This is a genomic window from Enterobacter quasihormaechei (genome assembly GCF_004331385.1).
Taxonomy (GTDB): domain Bacteria; phylum Pseudomonadota; class Gammaproteobacteria; order Enterobacterales; family Enterobacteriaceae; genus Enterobacter; species Enterobacter quasihormaechei.
Window position 1 is genome coordinate 62,877 of the sequence record NZ_SJON01000020.1, and the last position, 19,780, is coordinate 82,656.

Sequence of the window (19,780 nt, forward strand, 5' to 3'; positions counted from 1 at the left end):
CCCTCAAGTTACATTTTCAGATCAGGATGCGGTTACCACCAGATTTCCATCTGGGCGCCGAAGGAGAACTCGTCGTCATCACCGCGGCTGTTAGAGAACTGACCGTTGCCGGTGGAATCAGCAATCGCGTAGCGGGTGACATCACCGTTACCGTTTTTCGCGTAGCCCCATTTTTCATCCCACTTCGCGTAGGTAGCGAAGACACGGATAGCCGGACGAGACCAAATGCTGTCGCCAGCCTGCCACTGTTGCGCCAGGGTGATTTTGTACTGGCTGTTGCGATCGCCGGTTTGCTGAGATTTGACATTGTCGTAGCCCACTTCCAGCAGGGTGCTCATGATCGGCGTCCATTTGTACATCGGGCGCACGCCCACGGTGTACCATTCAGTCCCCAGGTTGTTATCCAGATCGACGTTCTGGTACATACCCACATACATCAGGTCCCACTTGTCGGCCAGGGAGATTGCACCGTGGTCCAGCACGCGCCACAGGCTGCCGTTGTTGTTGATATTACTGTCGAAGGCATCGTTGAAGGAGCCCTGAGGAATACCTTTACCCTGCGTGGTCATCGCATCGGTGCCATATTGCAGCACAAACTTGTTGTAGCCTTTCAGCATGCTCTGGGTATGCTCAGCGGTGAACATCCAGCCATCTTTAGATGCGCCGTTCGCTAACTGATAGTCATCAGTGGTGTTCGCACGACCATAATCAACACCCAGTTCCAGCACGCCGTCCGGGTTGGTTTCTAGACCAGCCAGACGCACGTCAAACACGTCGTTTGCCGTATCTTTGGTTTGATCGTAAATATGATTGCTGCTGAAAGAGGTTGAACCGCCTGCTTCCTGGGAACGTGTCGCTGCCAGAGAGAGCTTACCAAAGCCCAGATCGATGTTTTCAATACCTGCACCGGGACCAGAAATATCCCAGTAGTAGAAGTCGATCATGTGTACGTCATGACGCTGATAGAAGCGCTTACCGGCCCAAATGGTAGAGCCTGGCAGCCATTCAATCAGGTTTTTACCCTGCACGTTAGCTTCACGGAACGCCGGATCGGTACCTTCCCAGTCATTCTGCTGTGCCACGGAGTACGCTACGTTGGTGTCGAAATAGAAGCTCTTGTCGCCTTCTTTCCACACTTCCTGGCCCAGCTTCAGCTCGGCGTAGGTTTCACATTCGTTACCAAGACGGTATTTACTTTGTGCACCTGTTGCCTGGAAACATTGTTGTTCGCCGCCACTACCCGTCCAGCCGATACCAGAACGAGCATAACCATGGAAATCCACAGCCAGTGCCTGAGCAGACATTACGCCCGCTGCGACGGCAACTGCCAAAGGAAGTTTGCGCAGAGTAATCATTATTCTATCTCCTGAGATCATTGCTTTTCTTTGTAATTGGAATGCTTAAACGCCTGGCTCTTTGTGCAGCCGACGACATGCTGTGCCATCCTCACGGAACAGATGGCAACGCTCTGGCGGCAAACCGATAGCGAATGTGGCACCCTCTTCTACCAACACCACGTCATTCTGGCGGTAGACCAGGTTCTGACGGATGGCGGGGATCTGGATATGAATCTGTGTTTCGTGACCAAGCTGTTCGACGACCTGAACTTCACCTTCCAGCGTCACATCCGCAATGTGGCTTGGCAGTAGATGCTCAGGACGGATACCGAGGGACATATTGGCCCCCACCTGTACGTTGGCGCTGTCGACCGGCAGCCAGACCTGCTGACGGTTTGGCAGCTCCACCTGTACCTGTTCAATCGCCGTCGCGGTCACTTTGACGGGCAGGAAGTTCATCTTTGGCGAGCCAATGAAGCCCGCTACAAAGCGGTCTGCCGGGTAGTGATACAGCTCCAGCGGTTTGCCCACCTGCGCCACGCGACCGGCGTCCAGCACCACGATTTTGTCGGCCAGCGTCATCGCTTCGACCTGATCGTGGGTGACGTAAATCATCGTGCGGCCAAGGCGCTTGTGCAGACGGGAGATTTCAATACGCATCTGGACGCGCAGGGCGGCATCCAGGTTAGAGAGAGGTTCATCGAGCAGGAAGACGCGCGGCTCGGCCACCAGCGTACGGCCAATCGCCACGCGCTGACGCTGACCGCCGGAAAGCGCTTTCGGCTTACGCTCCAGCAGGTGCGCCAGCTGGAGCACTTCCGCCACCTGAGTGACGCGCTGGTTAATAATCTCTTTTTTCGCGCCGGCCAGCTTCAGGCCAAAGGACATGTTCTCGGCAACGGAAAGATGCGGATAAAGCGCATAAGACTGGAACACCATGCCTACGCCACGTTCGGCAGGCGGGATGTCGTTCATTCGGGTATCACCAATAAACAGATCGCCACTGGTGATGGTTTCAAGACCGGCAATCATACGCAGCAGAGTCGATTTACCACAGCCTGATGGACCCACGAACACCACAAACTCACCTTCGTGGATGTCCAGATTGATGTCTTTTGACACCACTACGTCGCCCCAGGCTTTCGTTACATTACGCAGCTGTACGCTCGCCATGCCCTTCTCCCTTCGTTACAACCTGTCACCGACAGAAACATTCAAGATAAGTTCACTATGCGTGTTCCATTACTTTCGTGAATCCTCCACCCCCCGGCTTTTTTGTGGGGGAGGAGGCGGGAGGATGAGAGAGCAGGCTCTGCGACCGCAGCGGAGGGGCTGAGGCGAAAATCGTGAAGCGGCCTGCAAAATTCAGTGGGTTTTTATGTGCGCCAGCACTCATAACTTAAATTTATGTTACAGGGATCACACAAACGGGGGGTGGGGCGTAGGGACTGGGAGGATGGAAAGAGGATGTCAAATAAGGAGACTGAGTCACGTTGAACCACCTTATGTATCCACGAGCACATCACCAATAAAGGATGGCAGATATGAAGATCAAGACTGGCGCACGCGTTTTCGCATTGTCCGCCCTCGCAGCAATGATGATTTCCGCACCGGCTCTCGCCAAAATTGAAGAGGGTAAGCTGGTTATCTGGATTAACGGCGACAAGGGCTATAACGGCCTGGCCGAAGTGGGCAAAAAATTCGAGAAAGACACCGGTATCAAAGTGACCGTAGAGCACCCGGACAAGCTGGAAGAGAAGTTCCCGCAGGTTGCGGCCACGGGCGACGGTCCGGACATTATCTTCTGGGCGCATGACCGTTTTGGGGGCTACGCGCAGTCTGGCCTGCTGGCTGAAGTCACGCCAGATAAAGCCTTCCAGGACAAACTGTTCCCGTTCACCTGGGACGCCGTGCGCTATAACGGCAAGCTGATCGCTTACCCAATCGCGGTTGAAGCCCTGTCACTGATTTACAACAAAGACCTGGTGCCAAACCCACCGAAAACCTGGGAAGAGATCCCTGCCCTGGATAAAGAGCTCAAGGCGAAAGGTAAATCCGCCCTGATGTTCAACCTGCAAGAGCCGTACTTCACCTGGCCGCTGATTGCTGCCGACGGCGGCTACGCGTTCAAGTTTGAAAACGGCAAATATGACGTGAAGGACGTGGGCGTGGACAACGCGGGCGCGAAAGCGGGCCTGACCTTCCTGGTTGACCTGATCAAGAACAAACACATGAACGCGGATACCGACTACTCCATCGCGGAAGCGGCGTTCAACAAAGGCGAAACCGCGATGACCATCAACGGTCCGTGGGCCTGGACCAACATCGACAAGAGCAAAATCAACTACGGCGTGACCCTGCTGCCAACCTTCAACGGCAAGCCGTCTAAACCGTTCGTTGGCGTGCTGAGCGCGGGTATCAACGCCGCCAGCCCGAACAAAGAGCTGGCGAAAGAGTTCCTGGAAAACTACCTGCTGACCGATGAAGGTCTGGGTGATGTGAACAAGGACAAACCGCTGGGCGCCGTGGCGCTGAAATCATTCCAGGATCAGTTAGCGAAAGATCCGCGCATTGCGGCCACCATGGATAACGCCCAGAAAGGCGAAATCATGCCGAACATCCCACAGATGGCCGCGTTCTGGTACGCCACCCGTACCGCCGTCATCAATGCTGCCAGCGGTCGCCAGACTGTTGATGCCGCGCTGAAAGATGCTCAGGGTCGTATTACCAAGTAAGCAGAAGAACGGCGGGTGGCGCGTACGCTGCCCGCCCTACAACTACGGCACGATCCGTAGGTCAGGTAAGCGCAGCGCCACCTGACGAAAAGTTTCCACCGTTGTAGAGGAAGAACCCCATGGATGTCATTAAAAAGAAACGCTGGTGGCAAAGCGACGCGCTGAAGTGGTCAGCGATAGGTCTGCTGTGTCTGCTGGTGGGTTACCTTGTTGTTTTAATGTACGTGCAAGGGGAATACCTTTTTGCCATCATGACGCTGATTTTAAGCTCGGTTGGCCTGTATATTTTCGCCAACCGTAAAGCGTACGCCTGGCGCTATGTCTACCCTGGCGTGGCCGGGATGGGGCTGTTTGTCCTCTTTCCGCTGATCTGCACCATCGCCATTGCCTTTACCAACTACAGCAGCACCAACCAGCTCGCGCAAGAGCGCGCCACCCAGGTGCTTCTGGACCGTTCTTATCAGGCCGGTAAGACCTTTAACTTCGGTCTGTATCCTGAGGGAGATGAGTGGAAGTTAGCGCTCACTGACGGTGAGAGCGGCAAAAACTATCTTTCCGACGCGTTCAAATTTGGCGGCGAGCAAAAGCTGGTCTTAAAAGAGGCCGAAGCCCTGCCGGAAGGCGAACGCGCGAACCTGCGTATCATTACCCAGAATCGCCAGGCGCTGACCCAGCTCACCGCCGTGCTGCCCGATGACAGCAAAGTAACCATGAGCTCGCTGCGCCAGTTCTCCGGTACGCAGCCGCTTTACACCCTGGCGGATGACGGCACGCTGACCAACAACCAGAGCGGCGTGAAGTATCGTCCGAACAACGATATCGGTTTTTATCAGTCTGTGAATGCCGACGGCAACTGGGGAGACGACAAGCTCAGCCCGGGCTATACCGTCACCATCGGCTGGGATAACTTTACCCGCGTGTTTACCGACGAAGGCATCCAGAAGCCGTTCTTCGCCATCTTCGTCTGGACGGTAGTCTTCTCCATCCTGACCGTTATCCTGACCGTTGCCGTGGGTATGGTGCTGGCCTGCCTCGTACAGTGGGAATCCCTGAAAGGGAAAGCGATTTACCGCGTGCTGCTGATTCTGCCGTACGCCGTACCGTCGTTTATCTCGATTCTGATTTTCAAAGGGCTGTTTAACCAGAGCTTCGGTGAAATCAACATGATGCTGAGCGCGCTGTTCGGCATCAAACCGGCCTGGTTCAGCGACCCGACCACCGCCCGTTCGATGATTATCATCGTCAACACCTGGCTGGGTTATCCGTACATGATGATCCTGTGCATGGGGCTGCTGAAGGCGATTCCGGACGACCTGTACGAAGCCTCGGCAATGGACGGCGCGGGCCCGTTCCAGAACTTCTTTAAAATTACGCTGCCGCTGCTCATTAAGCCGCTGACGCCGCTGATGATTGCCAGCTTCGCCTTTAACTTTAACAACTTCGTGCTGATTCAGCTGTTGACCAACGGTGGCCCGGACCGTCTCGGCACCACCACGCCGGCGGGCTATACCGACCTGCTCGTGAGCTACACCTACCGTATCGCCTTTGAAGGCGGCGGCGGCCAGGACTTTGGTCTGGCAGCGGCCATTGCCACCCTGATCTTCCTGCTGGTTGGCGCTCTGGCGATTGTGAACCTGAAAGCCACACGTATGAAATTTGACTAAGGAGGGCATCGATCATGGCTATGGTACAACCCAAATCTCAGAAGCTGCGCCTCCTCGCGACGCACTTAGGCCTGCTGATGTTCATCGCAGCCATCATGTTCCCGCTGCTGATGGTTATCGCCATCTCCCTGCGCTCGGGTAACTTTGCGACCGGGAGCCTGATCCCGGATGAAATCTCCTGGGAGCACTGGAAGCTCGCGCTGGGCTTCAGCGTTGAGCACGCCGATGGCCGCGTCACGCCGCCGCCGTTCCCGGTACTGCTGTGGCTGTGGAACTCGGTGAAAGTGGCGACCATCACCGCGATCGGCATCGTCACGCTCTCCACCACCTGTGCTTATGCCTTCGCCCGCATGCGTTTCCCGGGCAAAGCGACGCTGCTGAAAGGGATGCTGATTTTCCAGATGTTCCCGGCGGTGCTGTCGCTGGTGGCGCTGTACGCCCTGTTTGACCGTCTGGGTCAGTATGTGCCGTTTATCGGTCTGAACACCCACGGCGGCGTGATCTTCGCCTATCTTGGCGGTATCGCCCTGCATGTGTGGACCATTAAAGGGTATTTCGAAACCATCGACGGTTCGCTGGAAGAAGCCGCCGCGCTGGATGGCGCCACCCCGTGGCAGGCGTTCCGTCTGGTGCTGCTGCCGCTGTCGGTGCCGATTCTGGCGGTGGTCTTTATTCTGTCGTTTATCGCGGCGATCACTGAAGTACCGGTCGCCTCACTGTTGCTGCGCGATGTGAACAGCTACACCCTGGCCGTTGGCATGCAGCAATACCTCAACCCGCAAAACTACCTGTGGGGCGACTTTGCCGCGGCGGCGGTACTCTCTGCCATCCCGATTACCGTAGTGTTCCTGCTGGCCCAGCGCTGGCTGGTCAACGGCCTGACGGCGGGCGGTGTGAAAGGTTAAGTTTCATCTGTTATGCCACTGCAACCCTCAACTTTAGACGTATTGTATTGAACCAACTTGTGACTGTTGTTAGGCGCTCTTCGGAGCGCCCTTTTTTTATTCGCGTTTCAGCCGCTTCGAGTTGCACAGCCAGAGGGTGATCACCAGCAGCAGGATCGCCGCCGAGTAGATCAGCACGTCGAGCGGGGATTTATGATCGACGATGATCAGCCGCACAATGGCGGTGATGCCAATGTAGATGAAATAGCGCAGCGGGAAGTGAAAGCCGGACTGGAAGTACTTCACAATCAGGGCAATAAACTCGAAGTAGAGAAAGTAGACCACCAGCCCTTCCACCAGCGCATATTTGCTGGTTTGCTCAGGGGCAAATAGCACATCAGCCAGATGTACCGTCTCTTTGCCGAGAAAGACGACCAGGATCAGGCCAAGGCTCAGCAGACCGAGGTTCAGCACGGTCTGGAGTATCGTTGAGATGAACTCAACGCGCGGGCGAGTCAGGGATGTCATACAGCACCTCATTCTCCAGGGCGAGGTTCCTGTATAACGCAAAAATGTGACGGGGATCTATATTTTTTGTTTATGTTTGGCGCATTCGCCCGGTGGCGCTGCGCTTACCGGGCCTACAAAAACCGTAGGCCGGGCAAACAAGCATCAGCGGAAGTTAATGTTCTTATCGCTGGTCATGTCATACAGCTGGAACTTACGTCCAAGCTGCTGACCACCGTCACGCGTCAGCGGCGTCCAGCCCACTGCCGCACGGCTGCGGGTCGGACCGGATGAGAACAGATCCAGCGGAATCGACACGTACACCCCTTTGGTGAAGTCCCCTTCCCCGTATTCGTCCGGCGAAACGTTGGTGATGGTGGCGTAGCCGCCCACCACGACGCCGCTGTCGAAGTGTTTGGAGATATCCAGCGTGCCGCCCTTATCGCCCGCCAGATACTGCCCGACACTGGCTTTCACCAGCACGTCCTGCGCGAACGACGGCGTCCAGTAGGCGGTCAGGTGGCCGGTTTTGACGCTGTAGTCGGTGAACTTCATCATGTCCTGCGCGCTGCGCCAGTCACGCTGTTTCACGTAGTTGGCATCAATCCCGAAGGCCCAGTTGCTGTCGACAGGACGATACAACACTTCCGCCCCCGCGCCGCCAAACATGGTTTCCAGATAGCCACCGTAAACCTGGCCGTAGAAACCGTTGCCGAAGTACTGGAAGTAGTTGGCCTGGAGGTTATTCACGTAGATATCGTTCTGCACGTATTCACGCACGCGGGTACGCACGCGCGGCAGTTTTGAATCGTTCGGCGGGTTGGTGTAGTTAAATTTGTCGTAGTTGTTGGCAAGGTTGCCGAACAGGCTACCGGTGGTCAACAGGTGGTCGGTCACCCACAGATCGGCCGTCGCCATCGCGCCCAGCTGATACATGTAGAAGTTTTCCGGCCCGCCGACGGACTGGTTCAGCACCGGGTCGATATGGAAATCGAAGCGGGGCTTATCGATATACCAGCCCTGCTCGGTACTCTCCGGCACCACCGGCTCAACGCGTTTTTGCACCAGCTCGGTTTCATGTCCCAGCGGCTCGCCTTCAAGATGACGCTTAAGGCTGGCAACGTCGGTTTCGGTTGTGACCTGCGGCATGTTAAGACGGTTCTCCGTCACGCGGATCGTGCGGATCCCCTCCGGCAGATCGTTCATAACGATCCGGTTGGCACGCTCGATCCCTTCGCGGGAATCACGGTATTTCACCTGCTCGCCGGTGACGTACAGCGTATCGCCTTTGGTCTGGATCTTCGGATCCGCCAGCCCCGCGTTATATTTCAGCAGCGTCAGCTGATTCGCCACCACGGAGTGCTGAATGATCGCATCCTGCGGCTCCGGCTGGTATTTTGGCCGCGGGTTGTCATTGTAGCGCGGACGCATATCGTTAAAGTTGGTGCGCAGCGTGAAGCCAAACATCAGGGTATTGCCGCGCTCGTAGCTGAGGTTAACGTCGGCCCAGTCGGTCACGCGGTAAATGGCGCCGACGTTAAACTTGCTCTTCTGCTCAATCTTGCCGGCAAAATCTTCGCTGTAGTTGTTGCCTTCATACTCCAGCTTCAGGCGCAGCGGCTGCCAGGGCGTTTGATACTCTACGCCGCCAAACAGAGAAGCCGGGCCGTGGAACATCTGGTCGCCGTTGATGGAGCCCGCTTTTTTGTAGCTGTTATCGCGGTAGCAGTATTTGTCGCTGTAGGAGCAGAACGGATTGGTTACGTTGCCGCTGGTACCAAGATAGCCCCAGCCGAGACCCAGTGAGAAATCAAACGGCCCCCAGGCTTTACTGGCAACGATGTATTCCGCATCAAACAGGCCGGTACCGCCGATATCTTTTGCACCCACGGAGACCTGCGGCATCCAGTAGCTCTCTTCCCACAGGCGCAGCTTCACGTCGAAGGCTTTGTCTTTATAGGTCTGATCGCCGGAGAAGGCGTCGACGCTGCTGTACTGTTTCGTTCGCACGTCGGTGTAGCGCAGCGTGGTCTCCAGCCAGGGGAACAGCTGCACGGACGCAGAATAGTAGCGGTACTGATCGTTATCGCGATAGTTAAGGCTGATTTCCCCCTCGCGCGCCATCCGCGCGGTCGGGGTTTGCAGTAAGCCCACGCCGCCAAAATCGGACTGCGACGGGCCAATCGGTGCCGGATACGTTTCTGCATGACAGGCGGCACTCACGCACAGTGCAAGCATGCTGTAGAGATAGGTTTTCTTCATTATTCCGGTATCCGCTGTATCAGGGAGCGAAGGATATCGGCATTAAGCCCGTCATACGCTTTCGTCCAGAAATGGTCGGCAAAACCGACAAAAATGATGCTGCCCGGCATGGGTTCGATATGGCGTTTATTCCAGTAAGCCACCGGCGCTTTCTGCGTATGCCCGTCCGGATAGACCACCCAGGCATAGCTGTTATCGGCACCGCTGAGCAGGCTTTGTTCGTCAAGATAGCTCGCGACGTCCCGGCCCGGCGTAAACGGCTTATTGCCAGGGCTGCTGATGAGCCCCATCACGGTGACGGTGGAAGGCTGAGCCGGAAGCCACAGGGTATAGTCCCCCTCCAGCGACGGATTGCCGTTTTCCGCGACGCGCACCTCATCCGGGTCGAGATTCACCTTCTGCCGGCCCGTCACCTTCAGGGCCTGAAGCTGCTGGCGCAGGCTGTTGATGGCCGCGGCATCGTCGGCGTCTTCCTGCTGTGCCAGCCCGGATAATCTGGCGAGCAGCGCCTGATGTCTTTGTTCCGCGACAATCGTCGCCTGACGCTCGCTGATAACGCCCCCGGTCCACCAGCTTTTCGCCAGTCTCGGCTGACCCACCAGATCGAGCAGATGCCCGGCATTGGTTAAGGTTTTGGGTTTTTCGCTGTCCGGGGTGTAGACCTGTACCGTTCCCGCAGACCACGCCAGCGGCGAGGCAAGGCTGGCGAGAAGCGCAACGTGGATGAGCGTTTTCATGATTTCGCCGCCTTGATCAGGGTGGTCTTCACCGGGAAGAAACCGGCACCGAGATACTGCAAGGACTGGCGGATTTGCCCCTCTTCGTCCACCCAGAAGCGGTTATGCCAGGTGGCCTGGTCGGTTGTCACCTCTTCATCCAGCACGCGAACCTGCGTTTCGTCGCTGCCCACTTTTACGCTGTCCGTACCGTCCCAGCGGAAAGTGGAGCGGGCCGTGGCATAACGCACCTGTTTGTGTTCGGTCCAGCCCATCGTGCGCGTCCAGCTTGCGCCATCGACAATCTGATTCGGCTTAATGAGCGGATCTTCAGCCAGGTTGTTCACCTCGATCAGGTTGTCGCCGCCGAGCAACGTTTTCACGATTCGGGCATGCTGCGTGACGATGGTGGCCTGATCCTGCGTCACCCATTTCTGCTGCCCGTTTTCATCGAAAGCGAGCACCACAAACAGTTGCGGACCATCGTTTAGCTGCATGTACTGGCTGGCATACGGCATGTTCTGAAGTTCGTCATCGGTCAGATGCACGCCCGGCGTGCCGAACATGCTGTCCCACAGTGAGTTGCCCAGCCCTTTAGTGGTAGCTGAGCACGCCTGCAACAGCAGGCAAATCAGGATGATTGCAGGTCGCTTCACGACTCTTCTCCGAAGGGGCGAAATAACCACACCGAAGTGTGGTTATGATTAAAACACCCGGTATTACTGGGTGCTGGTCGTCGTAGTGGTCGTGGTTCCGGTATTGGAGCCATCACCGCCACCGGTTGCCGCCAGCGCGACACCCACGGCTGAACTTACGGCGCTGGTGCTGGCTGCGGTAGAACTTCCCGCAGACGCAGACGTCGCTGCCGACCCTGCTGCTTCCCCGACCTGGACCGGAGCTGCATAGACAGACGTCGCCGCAAGTGCAGATATGGCAAAAATGCCATACAGTACTTTCTTCATAACAATTTCCCTTCAATGAATGAATGGAGATTTGCCCGAAAGAAATTCAGGCGGATTCGAGTATACACAACTAAAGCTGAGGGTTTACCGTACGGGGAAATAGGGAAAGGGTTTTCGGACTAATGGATAAAAATGAAACGAAAGAAGAACAAATAAAATATATAACCAATATAAATCAGCTAGTTATAATATAAACACGCTAAAGTATTTCTGCGTATTTTCTTAAAATAAACCGCAGCAATTAACGGGTTGGACGCGTTTTTCGGATTAAACTCAGACCCGAAATTTGAGTTAACTAACAGACATCAGGAATTATCCGATAAAAAAATGCCGGCATATCGCCGGCATTTTTCATGACATATTTATTACCCACGCCATGCTTTATAGCGGTTAATCAAACCGTTGGTGGAGCTGTCGTGGCTGTCGATCGCTTTATCGTCGCCCAGCTCCGGCAGAATGCGGTTTGCCAGCTGTTTGCCCAGCTCAACGCCCCACTGGTCAAAGGTGAAGATATTGAGGATAGCGCCCTGGGTGAAGATCTTGTGCTCGTACAGCGCAATCAGCGCGCCCAGGCTGAACGGGGTGATTTCGCGCAGCAGGATGGAGTTGGTTGGGCGGTTGCCTTCGAACACCTTGAACGGCACAACGTGGTCCAGCGTGGCCGGATCTTTACCCTGGTCACGGTACTCCTGCTCAACTACCTCGCGGGATTTGCCGAACGCCAGCGCTTCGGTCTGGGCGAAGAAGTTAGACAGCAGCTTCTGATGGTGGTCGGACAGCGGGTTGTGCGTAATCGCCGGGGCGATGAAATCGCACGGTACCATTTTGGTACCCTGGTGGATCAGCTGGTAGAACGCATGCTGGCCGTTGGTGCCCGGCTCGCCCCAGATGATTGGACCAGTCTGGTAATCCACCGCGTTGCCGTTACGGTCAACGTACTTACCGTTGGATTCCATGTTGCCCTGCTGGAAGTAGGCCGCAAAGCGGTGCATATACTGGTCGTACGGCAGGATCGCTTCGGTTTCAGCGCCGAAGAAGTTGTTGTACCAGATACCGATCAGCGCCAGCAGCACCGGCAGGTTTTTCTCAGGCGCGGTGGTGGAGAAGTGTTTGTCCATCGCGTGCGCACCGGAGAGCAGCTCAACGAAATTGTCGAAGCCGACGGACAGAATGATGGACAGGCCGATTGCAGACCACAGAGAGTAGCGGCCGCCAACCCAGTCCCAGAACTCGAACATGTTCGCCGTATCAATGCCGAACTCGCCTACCGCTTTACCGTTGGTGGAGAGCGCCGCGAAGTGTTTCGCGACGTGCTTTTCGTCACCAGCGGTTTTCAGGAACCAGTCGCGCGCGCTGTGGGCGTTGGTCATGGTTTCCTGGGTAGTGAAGGTTTTGGACGCCACCAGGAACAGGGTGGTTTCCGGGTTCACTTTTTTCAGCACTTCGGCGATGTGAGTCCCATCGACGTTAGAGACGAAGTGCATGTTGAGGTGGTTTTTGTAAGGGCGCAGCGCCTCGGTCACCATGAACGGGCCGAGGTCAGAGCCGCCGATACCAATGTTCACCACGTCGGTAATCGCCTTGCCGGTGTAGCCTTTCCAGCTGCCGGAGATGATCGCTTCAGAGAAGGTTTTCATCTTTTCCAGCACCGCGTTCACTTCCGGCATCACATCTTTGCCGTCAACGATGATTGGAGTATTGCTACGGTTACGCAGCGCCACGTGCAGTACGGCACGATCTTCGGTGCGGTTGATCTTCTCACCAGAGAACATGGATTTGATGGCATCAGCCAGCTCGGTCTCTTTCGCCAGATCTTGCAGCTTCGCCAGCGTCTCTTCGGTGATACGGTTCTTGGAGAAATCCACCAGCATCAGGTCATCGAAGGTGGCGGAGAACTTGCTGAAACGATCGGCATCTTTCGCGAACAGATCCGCGATGGTGACGTCTTTCATTTCATCAAAATGTTTCTGTAGTGCCTGCCATGCAGCGGTCTGCGTTGGGTTGATGTTTTTCATAGCAATACTCTTCTGATTTGAGAATTGTGACTGCGGTCGATTGTAGCGCCTGCAAATAAAAATTGTGATGGTTTTTATGCCATTGCCCTGGTCTGCATCAAACGCAGGTGAAAAGACCCGAAAAGTATAGCTGCTGTCGCGCCCTTCCGGCGTGGCGAAATGTCGGTCAAAAGGGGGTAAAAAGGAGCATAAAATATGGGCCTGTTATAAGTCCTGTTTCTGAGGGGTACCCCCCCATGAAAAATCCGCATAATCCCAGCATTGACAGGACCTCCCCCGCATTTTATTTATAGGGCCGTATTTTGCGCCTGCACCTGTCCTCGCTTCACTCTTGTGCCAAGGTCGCTCTATTCATTCCCTGACACGAGGTTGTTATGACGAGTTTTGTGGTCGCCAAGTTTGGCGGCACCAGTGTGGCAGACTACGCTGCCATGAACCGCAGCGCCGATGTGGTGCTGGCCGATCCGAATACCCGCCTGGTGGTGCTGTCTGCCTCAGCCGGCGTGACGAACCTGCTGGTTTCGCTGTCTGAAGGACTGGAGGCGACCGAGCGTTTCGTGAAGCTGGATGCGCTACGCAAAATTCAGTTCGACATCCTTGAGCGTCTGCAAAACCCGAACGTCATTCGTGAGGAAGTGGAACGCCTGCTGGAAAATATCACCACCCTGGCAGAAGCCGCGTCGCTGGCCACCTCAACCGCGCTGACCGACGAGCTGGTCAGCCACGGCGAGCTGATGTCCACCCTGCTGTTCGTTGAGATCATGCGCGAGCGCAATATTCAGGCGCAGTGGTTTGACGTGCGCAAAGTTATGCGCACCAGCGACCGCTTTGGCCGCGCCGAGCCGGACGTGGAAGCGCTGGCCGAGCTGACCAGCCAGCAGCTTGCCCCGCGCCTTGATGAAGGCATTGTGATCACCCAGGGCTTTATCGGTAGCGAAGCCAAAGGACGCACCACCACGCTGGGCCGCGGCGGCAGCGACTACACCGCCGCCCTGCTGGGCGAAGCCCTGCACGCGACCCGCGTGGATATCTGGACGGACGTGCCGGGTATTTACACTACCGACCCGCGCGTGGTGTCTGCGGCAAAACGTATTGACGTGATCGCCTTTGAAGAAGCGGCGGAAATGGCCACCTTCGGCGCGAAAGTGCTGCATCCGGCCACGCTGCTGCCTGCCGTGCGCAGCGACATTCCGGTTTTCGTTGGTTCCAGTAAAGATCCAAAGGCGGGCGGGACGCTGGTCTGCAAGAAAACCGAGAACCCACCGCTGTTCCGCGCGCTGGCCCTGCGCCGCAAGCAGACGCTGGTTACCCTGCACAGCCATAATATGCTGCACTCCCGCGGCTTCCTGGCAGAAGTGTTTGGTATCCTGGCGCGCCATAATATCTCCGTGGATCTGATCACCACCTCGGAAGTGAGCATCGCGCTGACGCTCGACACCACCGGCTCCACCTCTACCGGCGATACCCTGCTGACGCAGTCGCTGCTGATTGAGCTGTCCGAACTGTGCCGCGTGGAAGTGGAAGAAGATCTGGCGCTGGTTGCCATCATCGGTAACAAGCTGTCGCGCGCCTGCGGCGTGGGCAAAGAGGTCTTCGGCGTGCTCGACCCGTTCAGCATCCGCATGATTTGCTACGGCGCCTCCAGCTATAACCTCTGCTTCCTGGTGCCTGCCGATCAGGCCGAGCAGGTCGTGCAGAAACTTCATCAGAATTTGTTTGAATAAGCATTGCAGAGTTAACTAACATAAAAAAAGCCCATCCTTTGATGGGCTTTCTTCATTATGGGATGGCGCTTTTCTTTTCCTCATCACTAAGATACCTAACTTTCCTGGTATAATCCTGCCCCTTAAAAAGAAGCTCAGCGTCCGGAGACTTAAGATATTTCTCCCATTCAGAAAGTGGAAAACCTCCATGAGCACCAATGACATCTTTGGGTATTGCAGAAAGGGTTCCGCCTATTTTTTTTGATACAGGCCAGTTAGTCCAGTCTCCAAGATTTATTGTGATAAAATCAAGAAAATCCAGAGCGACAGCCAAAGGCGGCTGATCTGTTGGTGGCTGGTCATCTGGAATATTTCCCCATGTGTCATTAAATAGATTCAACCATAGAGGGCACAGCCTCTGCCATGTAAAGTAAGTTGCAGCTAAAAAAGCACTGTTTACATGGTCTTCCAACAGAGGCCGAATTGTCGATGCATAATATGCAGGTACGGTGCTATAACCTCGTTTTTCGAACTTCGCACCCATGCGTCCTTTTCGGAAGCAAGAGTAGAGACGCTCTCCTTTTACCAAATATGCAGGATCCTGCAACAAGTTAAGATCCGAATCGATCATCAAAACGCCTGTTGATTTCGGGTTGGCTTGTAAAGGGGCTTGTATCTTAAGCATCCTGCTTTTATAAATTTGCGCGTATTTATGCTCTGGATTTGGAATTTGAATATCCAGAGTGACAATGCGAACTTTGGGTGGCAAAACTCCGAAGCGAGCCACGGACTGGTCTGAGACGATGACGATTTCTTCTACGCTCGTAGCATTTATTGATGCAAACCTGGCACTAAGTAAAGCCTCGTCAACGAAATCTTCACCAACCGTAGGGATTACAATACTGCTTACTTTACTACCTCCTGTTACAGAATCAGTTTCGTAAGCGATATTATGGCGAGCATTGATTCGGCGGTAGTCCCGCGTGAACTTTTTAAAAAACATCACATTCTCCATTTATATTTAGCGCTTATGTTGAGCAACTTCTGAAGCACTTTCGCCAGTCCGTTTATGCTTAATGCGAATTTGTTAACTAAATCCCGCCAACAGCCATCTCAAAAGTCTGTTGCAAGTCTTATTTTGTCGCCCTGTACCGGTTCTATTTCGACCGGCGATACGCTGTTGATGCAGTCTCTGCTGATTGAGCTGTCTGGTCTGGCCTGGCCTCCATTCACCATGCACTTAATTTGCGATGGCGCGTTCAACCATAACTTCTGGTTTCTGGAACAAACTAGCAGGAGGAGCGAATCGTTCTGGAACTTCATCAGAATTTTTTGAGTAATGACTGCACGCCCTGTCTCTTATATCTGGCTTATAATTAGCTCAAACAATATTTTTGAAACTTATTTTTCTGGTGTAAATACATACTTATAAAGAGGGCATGAGCCAGTTATATCAGTAAGTTAAAGGATAAAATACCGGTTCGGGCTGAGGCAATAGATAAGTATTTTAAGCACCATTACTCGCTTTATAATACTGTTCCGTAAAGGTCTGTTGAAATAGTAAAATTTAGAATACCGCCAACTTTCCAGAAGAAACACGTATTGTGAATACTTCCACAGGTTTATATTTAAAAACCACCCTAACAAGATTCCTACCTATTAATAAAGTTAGTTTTACTTAATATTATTTTTATTAAAACTAACCAACAACGCGATAAATTAATTATGAGGTGAATAAATGTGAAACCACACATTGCATGCAAAAATATATTTATTATCAATACGCCTGGGTAACATAAACTACCCAAGCGTATAATAAGAGGTTTAGCGCCCTTTCTTTTTGCGCCCCGGCTGGGTAAAGCGTTTTCCGTTACCCGGCTTGCCTCGCCCTTTCTCTTCCGCCTGCGGTGCCTTAACCACCGGACGCTTAATCGCCTGCGTTTTCGGTTTGGCTTTGGCTTTCGGCTTCGCTTCGGACGAGGAGTTTTCGATAAGCTTGAACAGCTCGATCAGCTCGTCGTCCGTCAGGTCGCGCCACTCGCCCAGCGGGATCCCGGACAGGCTGACGTTCATGATGCGCGTGCGTTCCAGCTTCGTCACTTCATAACCAAAATACTCGCACATGCGGCGGATCTGGCGGTTTAAGCCCTGCACCAGGGTAATACGGAAGGCAAACGGCGCTTCTTTTTTGACCTTGCACTTCTTCGTCACGGTGCCCAGAATCGGTACACCTGCGCCCATCCCGCGAATGAACTCGTCCGTCACCGGCTTGTTCACCGTCACGATGTACTCTTTCTCGTGGTCGTTACCGGCACGCAGAATTTTGTTCACCAGGTCGCCGTGGTTGGTAAGGAAAATCAACCCCTGAGAGTCTTTATCCAGGCGACCAATCGGGAAGATACGGCTGCTGTGGTTAACGAAATCAACGATGTTGTCCCGCTCGCCATCTTCTGTGGTGCTGACAATCCCAACCGGTTTGTTCAACGCGATAAACACCAGGTCTTCGGCATCACGCGGTTCGATGACCTGACCATTCACTTTAACCACATCGCCAGGCACCACCTGATCGCCGATGGTGGCGCGTTTGCCGTTGAGAAACACGTTACCCTGTTCAATGTAACGGTCAGCCTCGCGACGTGAGCAGATCCCGCTCTCGCTAATGTATTTGTTTAATCGGGTTGATTGAGTTGGCAGCATAGTTTCTCCTGTGAAGGGCGAAATATACCTTACCTTGCGGCTGACAAAAAAGTGTTAGTAGCCGTTGATCAAAAAATCGAGTGCATCCCGCAGTGAAGCCTGGTTTTGCGTAAGATCGGCAACACGTTCGCCTAACTCTTTTGGCAATATGCGTGCCTATTGATCCATCAGAACGACCTCTGAAAGTTACTAAAGGAGCCGTTGTCATCAACCCACTGGTTAATGGCCTCAATAGAAGTTTTATTTTCTGTTAACCACTCTGCGTGCTGATGCGCACGAAACTGCTCCTGCTGTGCAGCCGTGAGCACGGCAGAGAGATTAAGTTTAAGCCGTCGCGCCTCTTTCAGGATTTCTGGTGCTAACGACACATTGACTGATTTTTTGATGCCATAAATAGTGCGCATGAGAACCCCCATCGGAATGCGCATGAATTGGCGAAGTGTAGTGTAATAAACGAGCATTTTCTATTCCCTTAAAAAGGTAAGGTCTGAAGAGTAAAATGCTCTTTATAGAGTGTCACGCCTCGCAAACGGGTTTTGCGAGGCGCTTTCAGAGATTAATACTCATCCCGCTCGTCGTCTTCATCCGGCTGTTCCATCACGCTATACGCCACCGCGCAGAACAGCGAGTTAAGACGCTTCATATCCCCCAGCAGCCCCAGGTGCAGGGAGCTGGTCTCGATGCTCTGAACGTTCTGCTGGTGCAGACGTTCAACGTGGGCGTGCGAGTAGCGGCGGTTGAGAATGCGGAAGCGATGCTTGTTGCGGCGCAGGCGGCGCGCGCTCGGCACGTCGCTGGAGAAGAACACCGACATCGCCAGCTTCAGGTTGCTCACCAGCTTTTCGTGCAGCGCTTCCAGCTCCTTCAGCCCTTCCACGGAGAAGGCCCGACGCGCGGCCAGGGATTTGTCCGCGATTTCGCTGCCCATACGCTCGACGATGTCCGAGGCCTGCTCCAGGTTAAGCGACATCTCAATGATTTCCGCCCAGCGGCGGGACTCCTCTTCCGCCAGCTCGTCCTGGGGGATGCGTGCCAGATAGAGCTTGATGGCGGTGTACAGCACGTTGATATCGTCCGCCAGCCTGCGCAGCTCCTTCTCCTCGCGCGGCTCGCCGTGCATCACCTTTTTCAGCCCTTCGAGCATGGTTTCCATCGCGTCGCCCATGCGCAGCGTCTCGCGGGCGGCGTTGGCGATGGCCAGCGCGGGGGTGTCCAGCACCGAGGTATCCAGATGCTTCGGCTTGAGGCGCGCGTCCAGCTCCGGTTCATCACGTATCAGACGTTCGCAGAAGCGGGCCATTGGGGCAGCAAACGGCACCATCGCCAGGCAGCGCACCAGGTTGTAGAAGACGTGGAAGTAGATCACCAGCTCCGCTTTCGGCAGAGAGATGTTATCCATCAGGTTGGCCAGCGGATGCACAAACGGCAGAATGATCAGGCTGCCCACCAGCTTAAACAGTAAACTTCCCAGCGCCACGCGGCGGGCGGCAGCATTGGCGGCGCTGTTGTTGAGCATCGCCAGCAGGCCAGAACCGAGGTTGGCGCCGATCACCAGGCACAGCGCCACCGGGAAAGAGATGGCCCCCGCAGCGGTGAGCGTCGCCGTCAGCAGAACGGCTGCCAGGCTGGAGTAGCTGACGATGGCAAACACCGCGCCAATCAGCGCATCCAGCATAATATCGCCGGTTAACGAGGCGAAGATGACCTGCACGCCGTTGGCCTGGGTGATCGGCGTAACCGCCTGCACAATCAGCTCCAGCGCCAGCAGGATCAGCCCGAGGCCGATGCCGACGCGTCCGAGCTGCCCGGCACGACTTTGCTTACGGCTGAGGAAGAAAATGACGCCGATAAAAATCAGCAGCGGCGACAGCCAGGAGAGATCGAAGGTCAGGATACGCGCCATCAGCGCGGTCCCCACATCAGCGCCGAGAACGATCACCAGCGCCGGAGCGAGGGCGACCAGATCCTGCGCCACAAACGAAGTGACGAGCATGGTGGTAGCATTACTGCTTTGCACCAGCGCCGTGACGCCAATACCCGCGCAGAAGGCGAGCGGCTTCTTCTCAACGCTGCCGCTGAGAACGGTACGTAAACGTGCGCCAAACACGCGCATTACGCCGGTACGAACGATATGGGTGCCCCATACCAGCAGTGCGACTGCGGAGAGCAGGTGTAACAACGTCAACACGGTTGGTTTTCCTCCTTATCGTTATCTGTTTTCCTGAGGTTTGTTGCGCGTTGTCTTGCCGGATGGCGGCTACGCCTTATCCGGCCTACGCGTAGGCCCGGTCAGCGCAG

The 19,780-nt window shown here is 54.9% G+C and carries 16 protein-coding genes; 4 read left to right on the top strand and 12 right to left on the bottom strand.

The window, feature by feature from the left end:
- Positions 1-32: 32 nt before the first annotated feature.
- Positions 33-1,358 carry a maltoporin gene (locus E0L16_RS19645; RefSeq protein ID WP_131637962.1) on the bottom strand — a complete coding sequence of 442 codons (1,326 nt, stop codon included), beginning with the start codon at positions 1,356-1,358 and terminating at the stop codon, positions 33-35.
- A 42-nt stretch (positions 1,359-1,400) separates the two neighbouring features.
- The gene (gene malK, locus E0L16_RS19650) at positions 1,401-2,510 is read right to left on the bottom strand and encodes a maltose/maltodextrin ABC transporter ATP-binding protein MalK (protein WP_063449869.1); all 1,110 of its coding nucleotides are present in this window, start codon (positions 2,508-2,510) and stop codon (positions 1,401-1,403) included.
- Between the two features lie 371 nt (positions 2,511-2,881).
- On the opposite strand from malK, the gene malE reads away from it, so the two are divergent.
- The 3 genes from malE to malG all read left to right on the top strand — a co-directional run bounded on the left by malE (position 2,882) and on the right by malG (position 6,641).
- Positions 2,882-4,072 carry a maltose/maltodextrin ABC transporter substrate-binding protein MalE gene (gene malE, locus E0L16_RS19655; RefSeq protein WP_063865508.1) on the top strand — a complete coding sequence of 397 codons (1,191 nt, stop codon included), beginning with the start codon at positions 2,882-2,884 and terminating at the stop codon, positions 4,070-4,072.
- A gap of 119 nt (positions 4,073-4,191) precedes the next feature.
- Positions 4,192-5,736 (top strand): maltose ABC transporter permease MalF, encoded by a 1,545-nt coding sequence (gene malF / locus E0L16_RS19660; RefSeq protein ID WP_131637956.1) that lies wholly within the window; start codon positions 4,192-4,194, stop codon positions 5,734-5,736.
- Between the two features lie 14 nt (positions 5,737-5,750).
- On the top strand, positions 5,751-6,641 hold the full coding sequence (gene malG / locus E0L16_RS19665) for a maltose ABC transporter permease MalG (protein ID WP_063865511.1): 891 nt from the start codon (positions 5,751-5,753) through the stop codon (positions 6,639-6,641).
- Positions 6,642-6,737: 96 nt separating this feature from the next.
- Here the strand turns inward: malG and psiE are convergent, their stop codons facing one another.
- The 6 genes from psiE to pgi all read right to left on the bottom strand — a co-directional run bounded on the left by psiE (position 6,738) and on the right by pgi (position 13,082).
- Positions 6,738-7,148 carry a phosphate-starvation-inducible protein PsiE gene (psiE, locus tag E0L16_RS19670; RefSeq protein ID WP_063449873.1) on the bottom strand — a complete coding sequence of 137 codons (411 nt, stop codon included), beginning with the start codon at positions 7,146-7,148 and terminating at the stop codon, positions 6,738-6,740.
- Between the two features lie 144 nt (positions 7,149-7,292).
- A complete protein-coding gene (locus E0L16_RS19675; protein ID WP_063449874.1) occupies positions 7,293-9,389 on the bottom strand; it encodes a YjbH domain-containing protein in 2,097 nt (698 codons plus the stop codon).
- Complete coding sequence (locus tag E0L16_RS19680) at positions 9,389-10,126, bottom strand: capsule biosynthesis GfcC family protein (protein WP_063865512.1); 738 nt, start codon at positions 10,124-10,126, stop codon at positions 9,389-9,391. The genes E0L16_RS19675 and E0L16_RS19680 overlap by 1 nt, the downstream gene beginning before the upstream one ends.
- A complete protein-coding gene (locus E0L16_RS19685; protein ID WP_063449876.1) occupies positions 10,123-10,761 on the bottom strand; it encodes a YjbF family lipoprotein in 639 nt (212 codons plus the stop codon). The genes E0L16_RS19680 and E0L16_RS19685 overlap by 4 nt, the downstream gene beginning before the upstream one ends.
- Positions 10,762-10,824: 63 nt before the next feature.
- A complete protein-coding gene (yjbE, locus tag E0L16_RS19690) occupies positions 10,825-11,067 on the bottom strand; it encodes an exopolysaccharide production protein YjbE (RefSeq protein ID WP_003860341.1) in 243 nt (80 codons plus the stop codon).
- Between the two features lie 365 nt (positions 11,068-11,432).
- Complete coding sequence (gene pgi / locus E0L16_RS19695; RefSeq protein ID WP_063449877.1) at positions 11,433-13,082, bottom strand: glucose-6-phosphate isomerase; 1,650 nt, start codon at positions 13,080-13,082, stop codon at positions 11,433-11,435.
- A 374-nt stretch (positions 13,083-13,456) separates the two neighbouring features.
- On the opposite strand from pgi, the gene lysC reads away from it, so the two are divergent.
- Positions 13,457-14,806, top strand: coding sequence for a lysine-sensitive aspartokinase 3 (gene lysC, locus E0L16_RS19700; RefSeq protein ID WP_063449878.1), 1,350 nt, complete (start codon positions 13,457-13,459; stop codon positions 14,804-14,806).
- 55 nt (positions 14,807-14,861) lie between these two features.
- Here lysC and E0L16_RS19705 read toward each other — a convergent pair whose 3' ends face one another.
- The 4 genes from E0L16_RS19705 to E0L16_RS19725 form a co-directional block, all read right to left on the bottom strand.
- Positions 14,862-15,788: a hypothetical protein gene (locus tag E0L16_RS19705; protein WP_131637958.1), complete on the bottom strand. Its 927-nt coding sequence runs from the start codon at positions 15,786-15,788 to the stop codon at positions 14,862-14,864.
- A gap of 821 nt (positions 15,789-16,609) precedes the next feature.
- A complete protein-coding gene (gene rluF, locus E0L16_RS19710; RefSeq protein WP_022646725.1) occupies positions 16,610-17,482 on the bottom strand; it encodes a 23S rRNA pseudouridine(2604) synthase RluF in 873 nt (290 codons plus the stop codon).
- Between the two features lie 167 nt (positions 17,483-17,649).
- Positions 17,650-17,943: a type II toxin-antitoxin system CcdA family antitoxin gene (locus E0L16_RS19720; protein ID WP_063449881.1), complete on the bottom strand. Its 294-nt coding sequence runs from the start codon at positions 17,941-17,943 to the stop codon at positions 17,650-17,652.
- A gap of 95 nt (positions 17,944-18,038) precedes the next feature.
- A complete protein-coding gene (locus E0L16_RS19725; RefSeq protein ID WP_102751035.1) occupies positions 18,039-19,670 on the bottom strand; it encodes a Na/Pi cotransporter family protein in 1,632 nt (543 codons plus the stop codon).
- Positions 19,671-19,780: the final 110 nt, after the last annotated feature.

What these genes read in the sequence shown, in the direction of transcription:
- malK (WP_063449869.1), bottom strand. Translation starts at nt 2,510, where the DNA reads ATGGCGAGCGTACAGCTGCGTAATGTAACGAAAGCCTGGGGCGACGTA.
- E0L16_RS19675 (WP_063449874.1), bottom strand. Translation starts at nt 9,389, where the DNA reads ATGAAGAAAACCTATCTCTACAGCATGCTTGCACTGTGCGTGAGTGCC.
- rluF (WP_022646725.1), bottom strand. Translation starts at nt 17,482, where the DNA reads ATGCTGCCAACTCAATCAACCCGATTAAACAAATACATTAGCGAGAGC.
- malE (WP_063865508.1), top strand. Translation starts at nt 2,882, where the DNA reads ATGAAGATCAAGACTGGCGCACGCGTTTTCGCATTGTCCGCCCTCGCA.
- psiE (WP_063449873.1), bottom strand. Translation starts at nt 7,148, where the DNA reads ATGACATCCCTGACTCGCCCGCGCGTTGAGTTCATCTCAACGATACTC.
- malG (WP_063865511.1), top strand. Translation starts at nt 5,751, where the DNA reads ATGGCTATGGTACAACCCAAATCTCAGAAGCTGCGCCTCCTCGCGACG.
- pgi (WP_063449877.1), bottom strand. Translation starts at nt 13,082, where the DNA reads ATGAAAAACATCAACCCAACGCAGACCGCTGCATGGCAGGCACTACAG.
- yjbE (WP_003860341.1), bottom strand. Translation starts at nt 11,067, where the DNA reads ATGAAGAAAGTACTGTATGGCATTTTTGCCATATCTGCACTTGCGGCG.
- E0L16_RS19720 (WP_063449881.1), bottom strand. Translation starts at nt 17,943, where the DNA reads ATGCTCGTTTATTACACTACACTTCGCCAATTCATGCGCATTCCGATG.
- malF (WP_131637956.1), top strand. Translation starts at nt 4,192, where the DNA reads ATGGATGTCATTAAAAAGAAACGCTGGTGGCAAAGCGACGCGCTGAAG.
- E0L16_RS19705 (WP_131637958.1), bottom strand. Translation starts at nt 15,788, where the DNA reads ATGTTTTTTAAAAAGTTCACGCGGGACTACCGCCGAATCAATGCTCGC.
- lysC (WP_063449878.1), top strand. Translation starts at nt 13,457, where the DNA reads ATGACGAGTTTTGTGGTCGCCAAGTTTGGCGGCACCAGTGTGGCAGAC.
- E0L16_RS19680 (WP_063865512.1), bottom strand. Translation starts at nt 10,126, where the DNA reads ATGAAAACGCTCATCCACGTTGCGCTTCTCGCCAGCCTTGCCTCGCCG.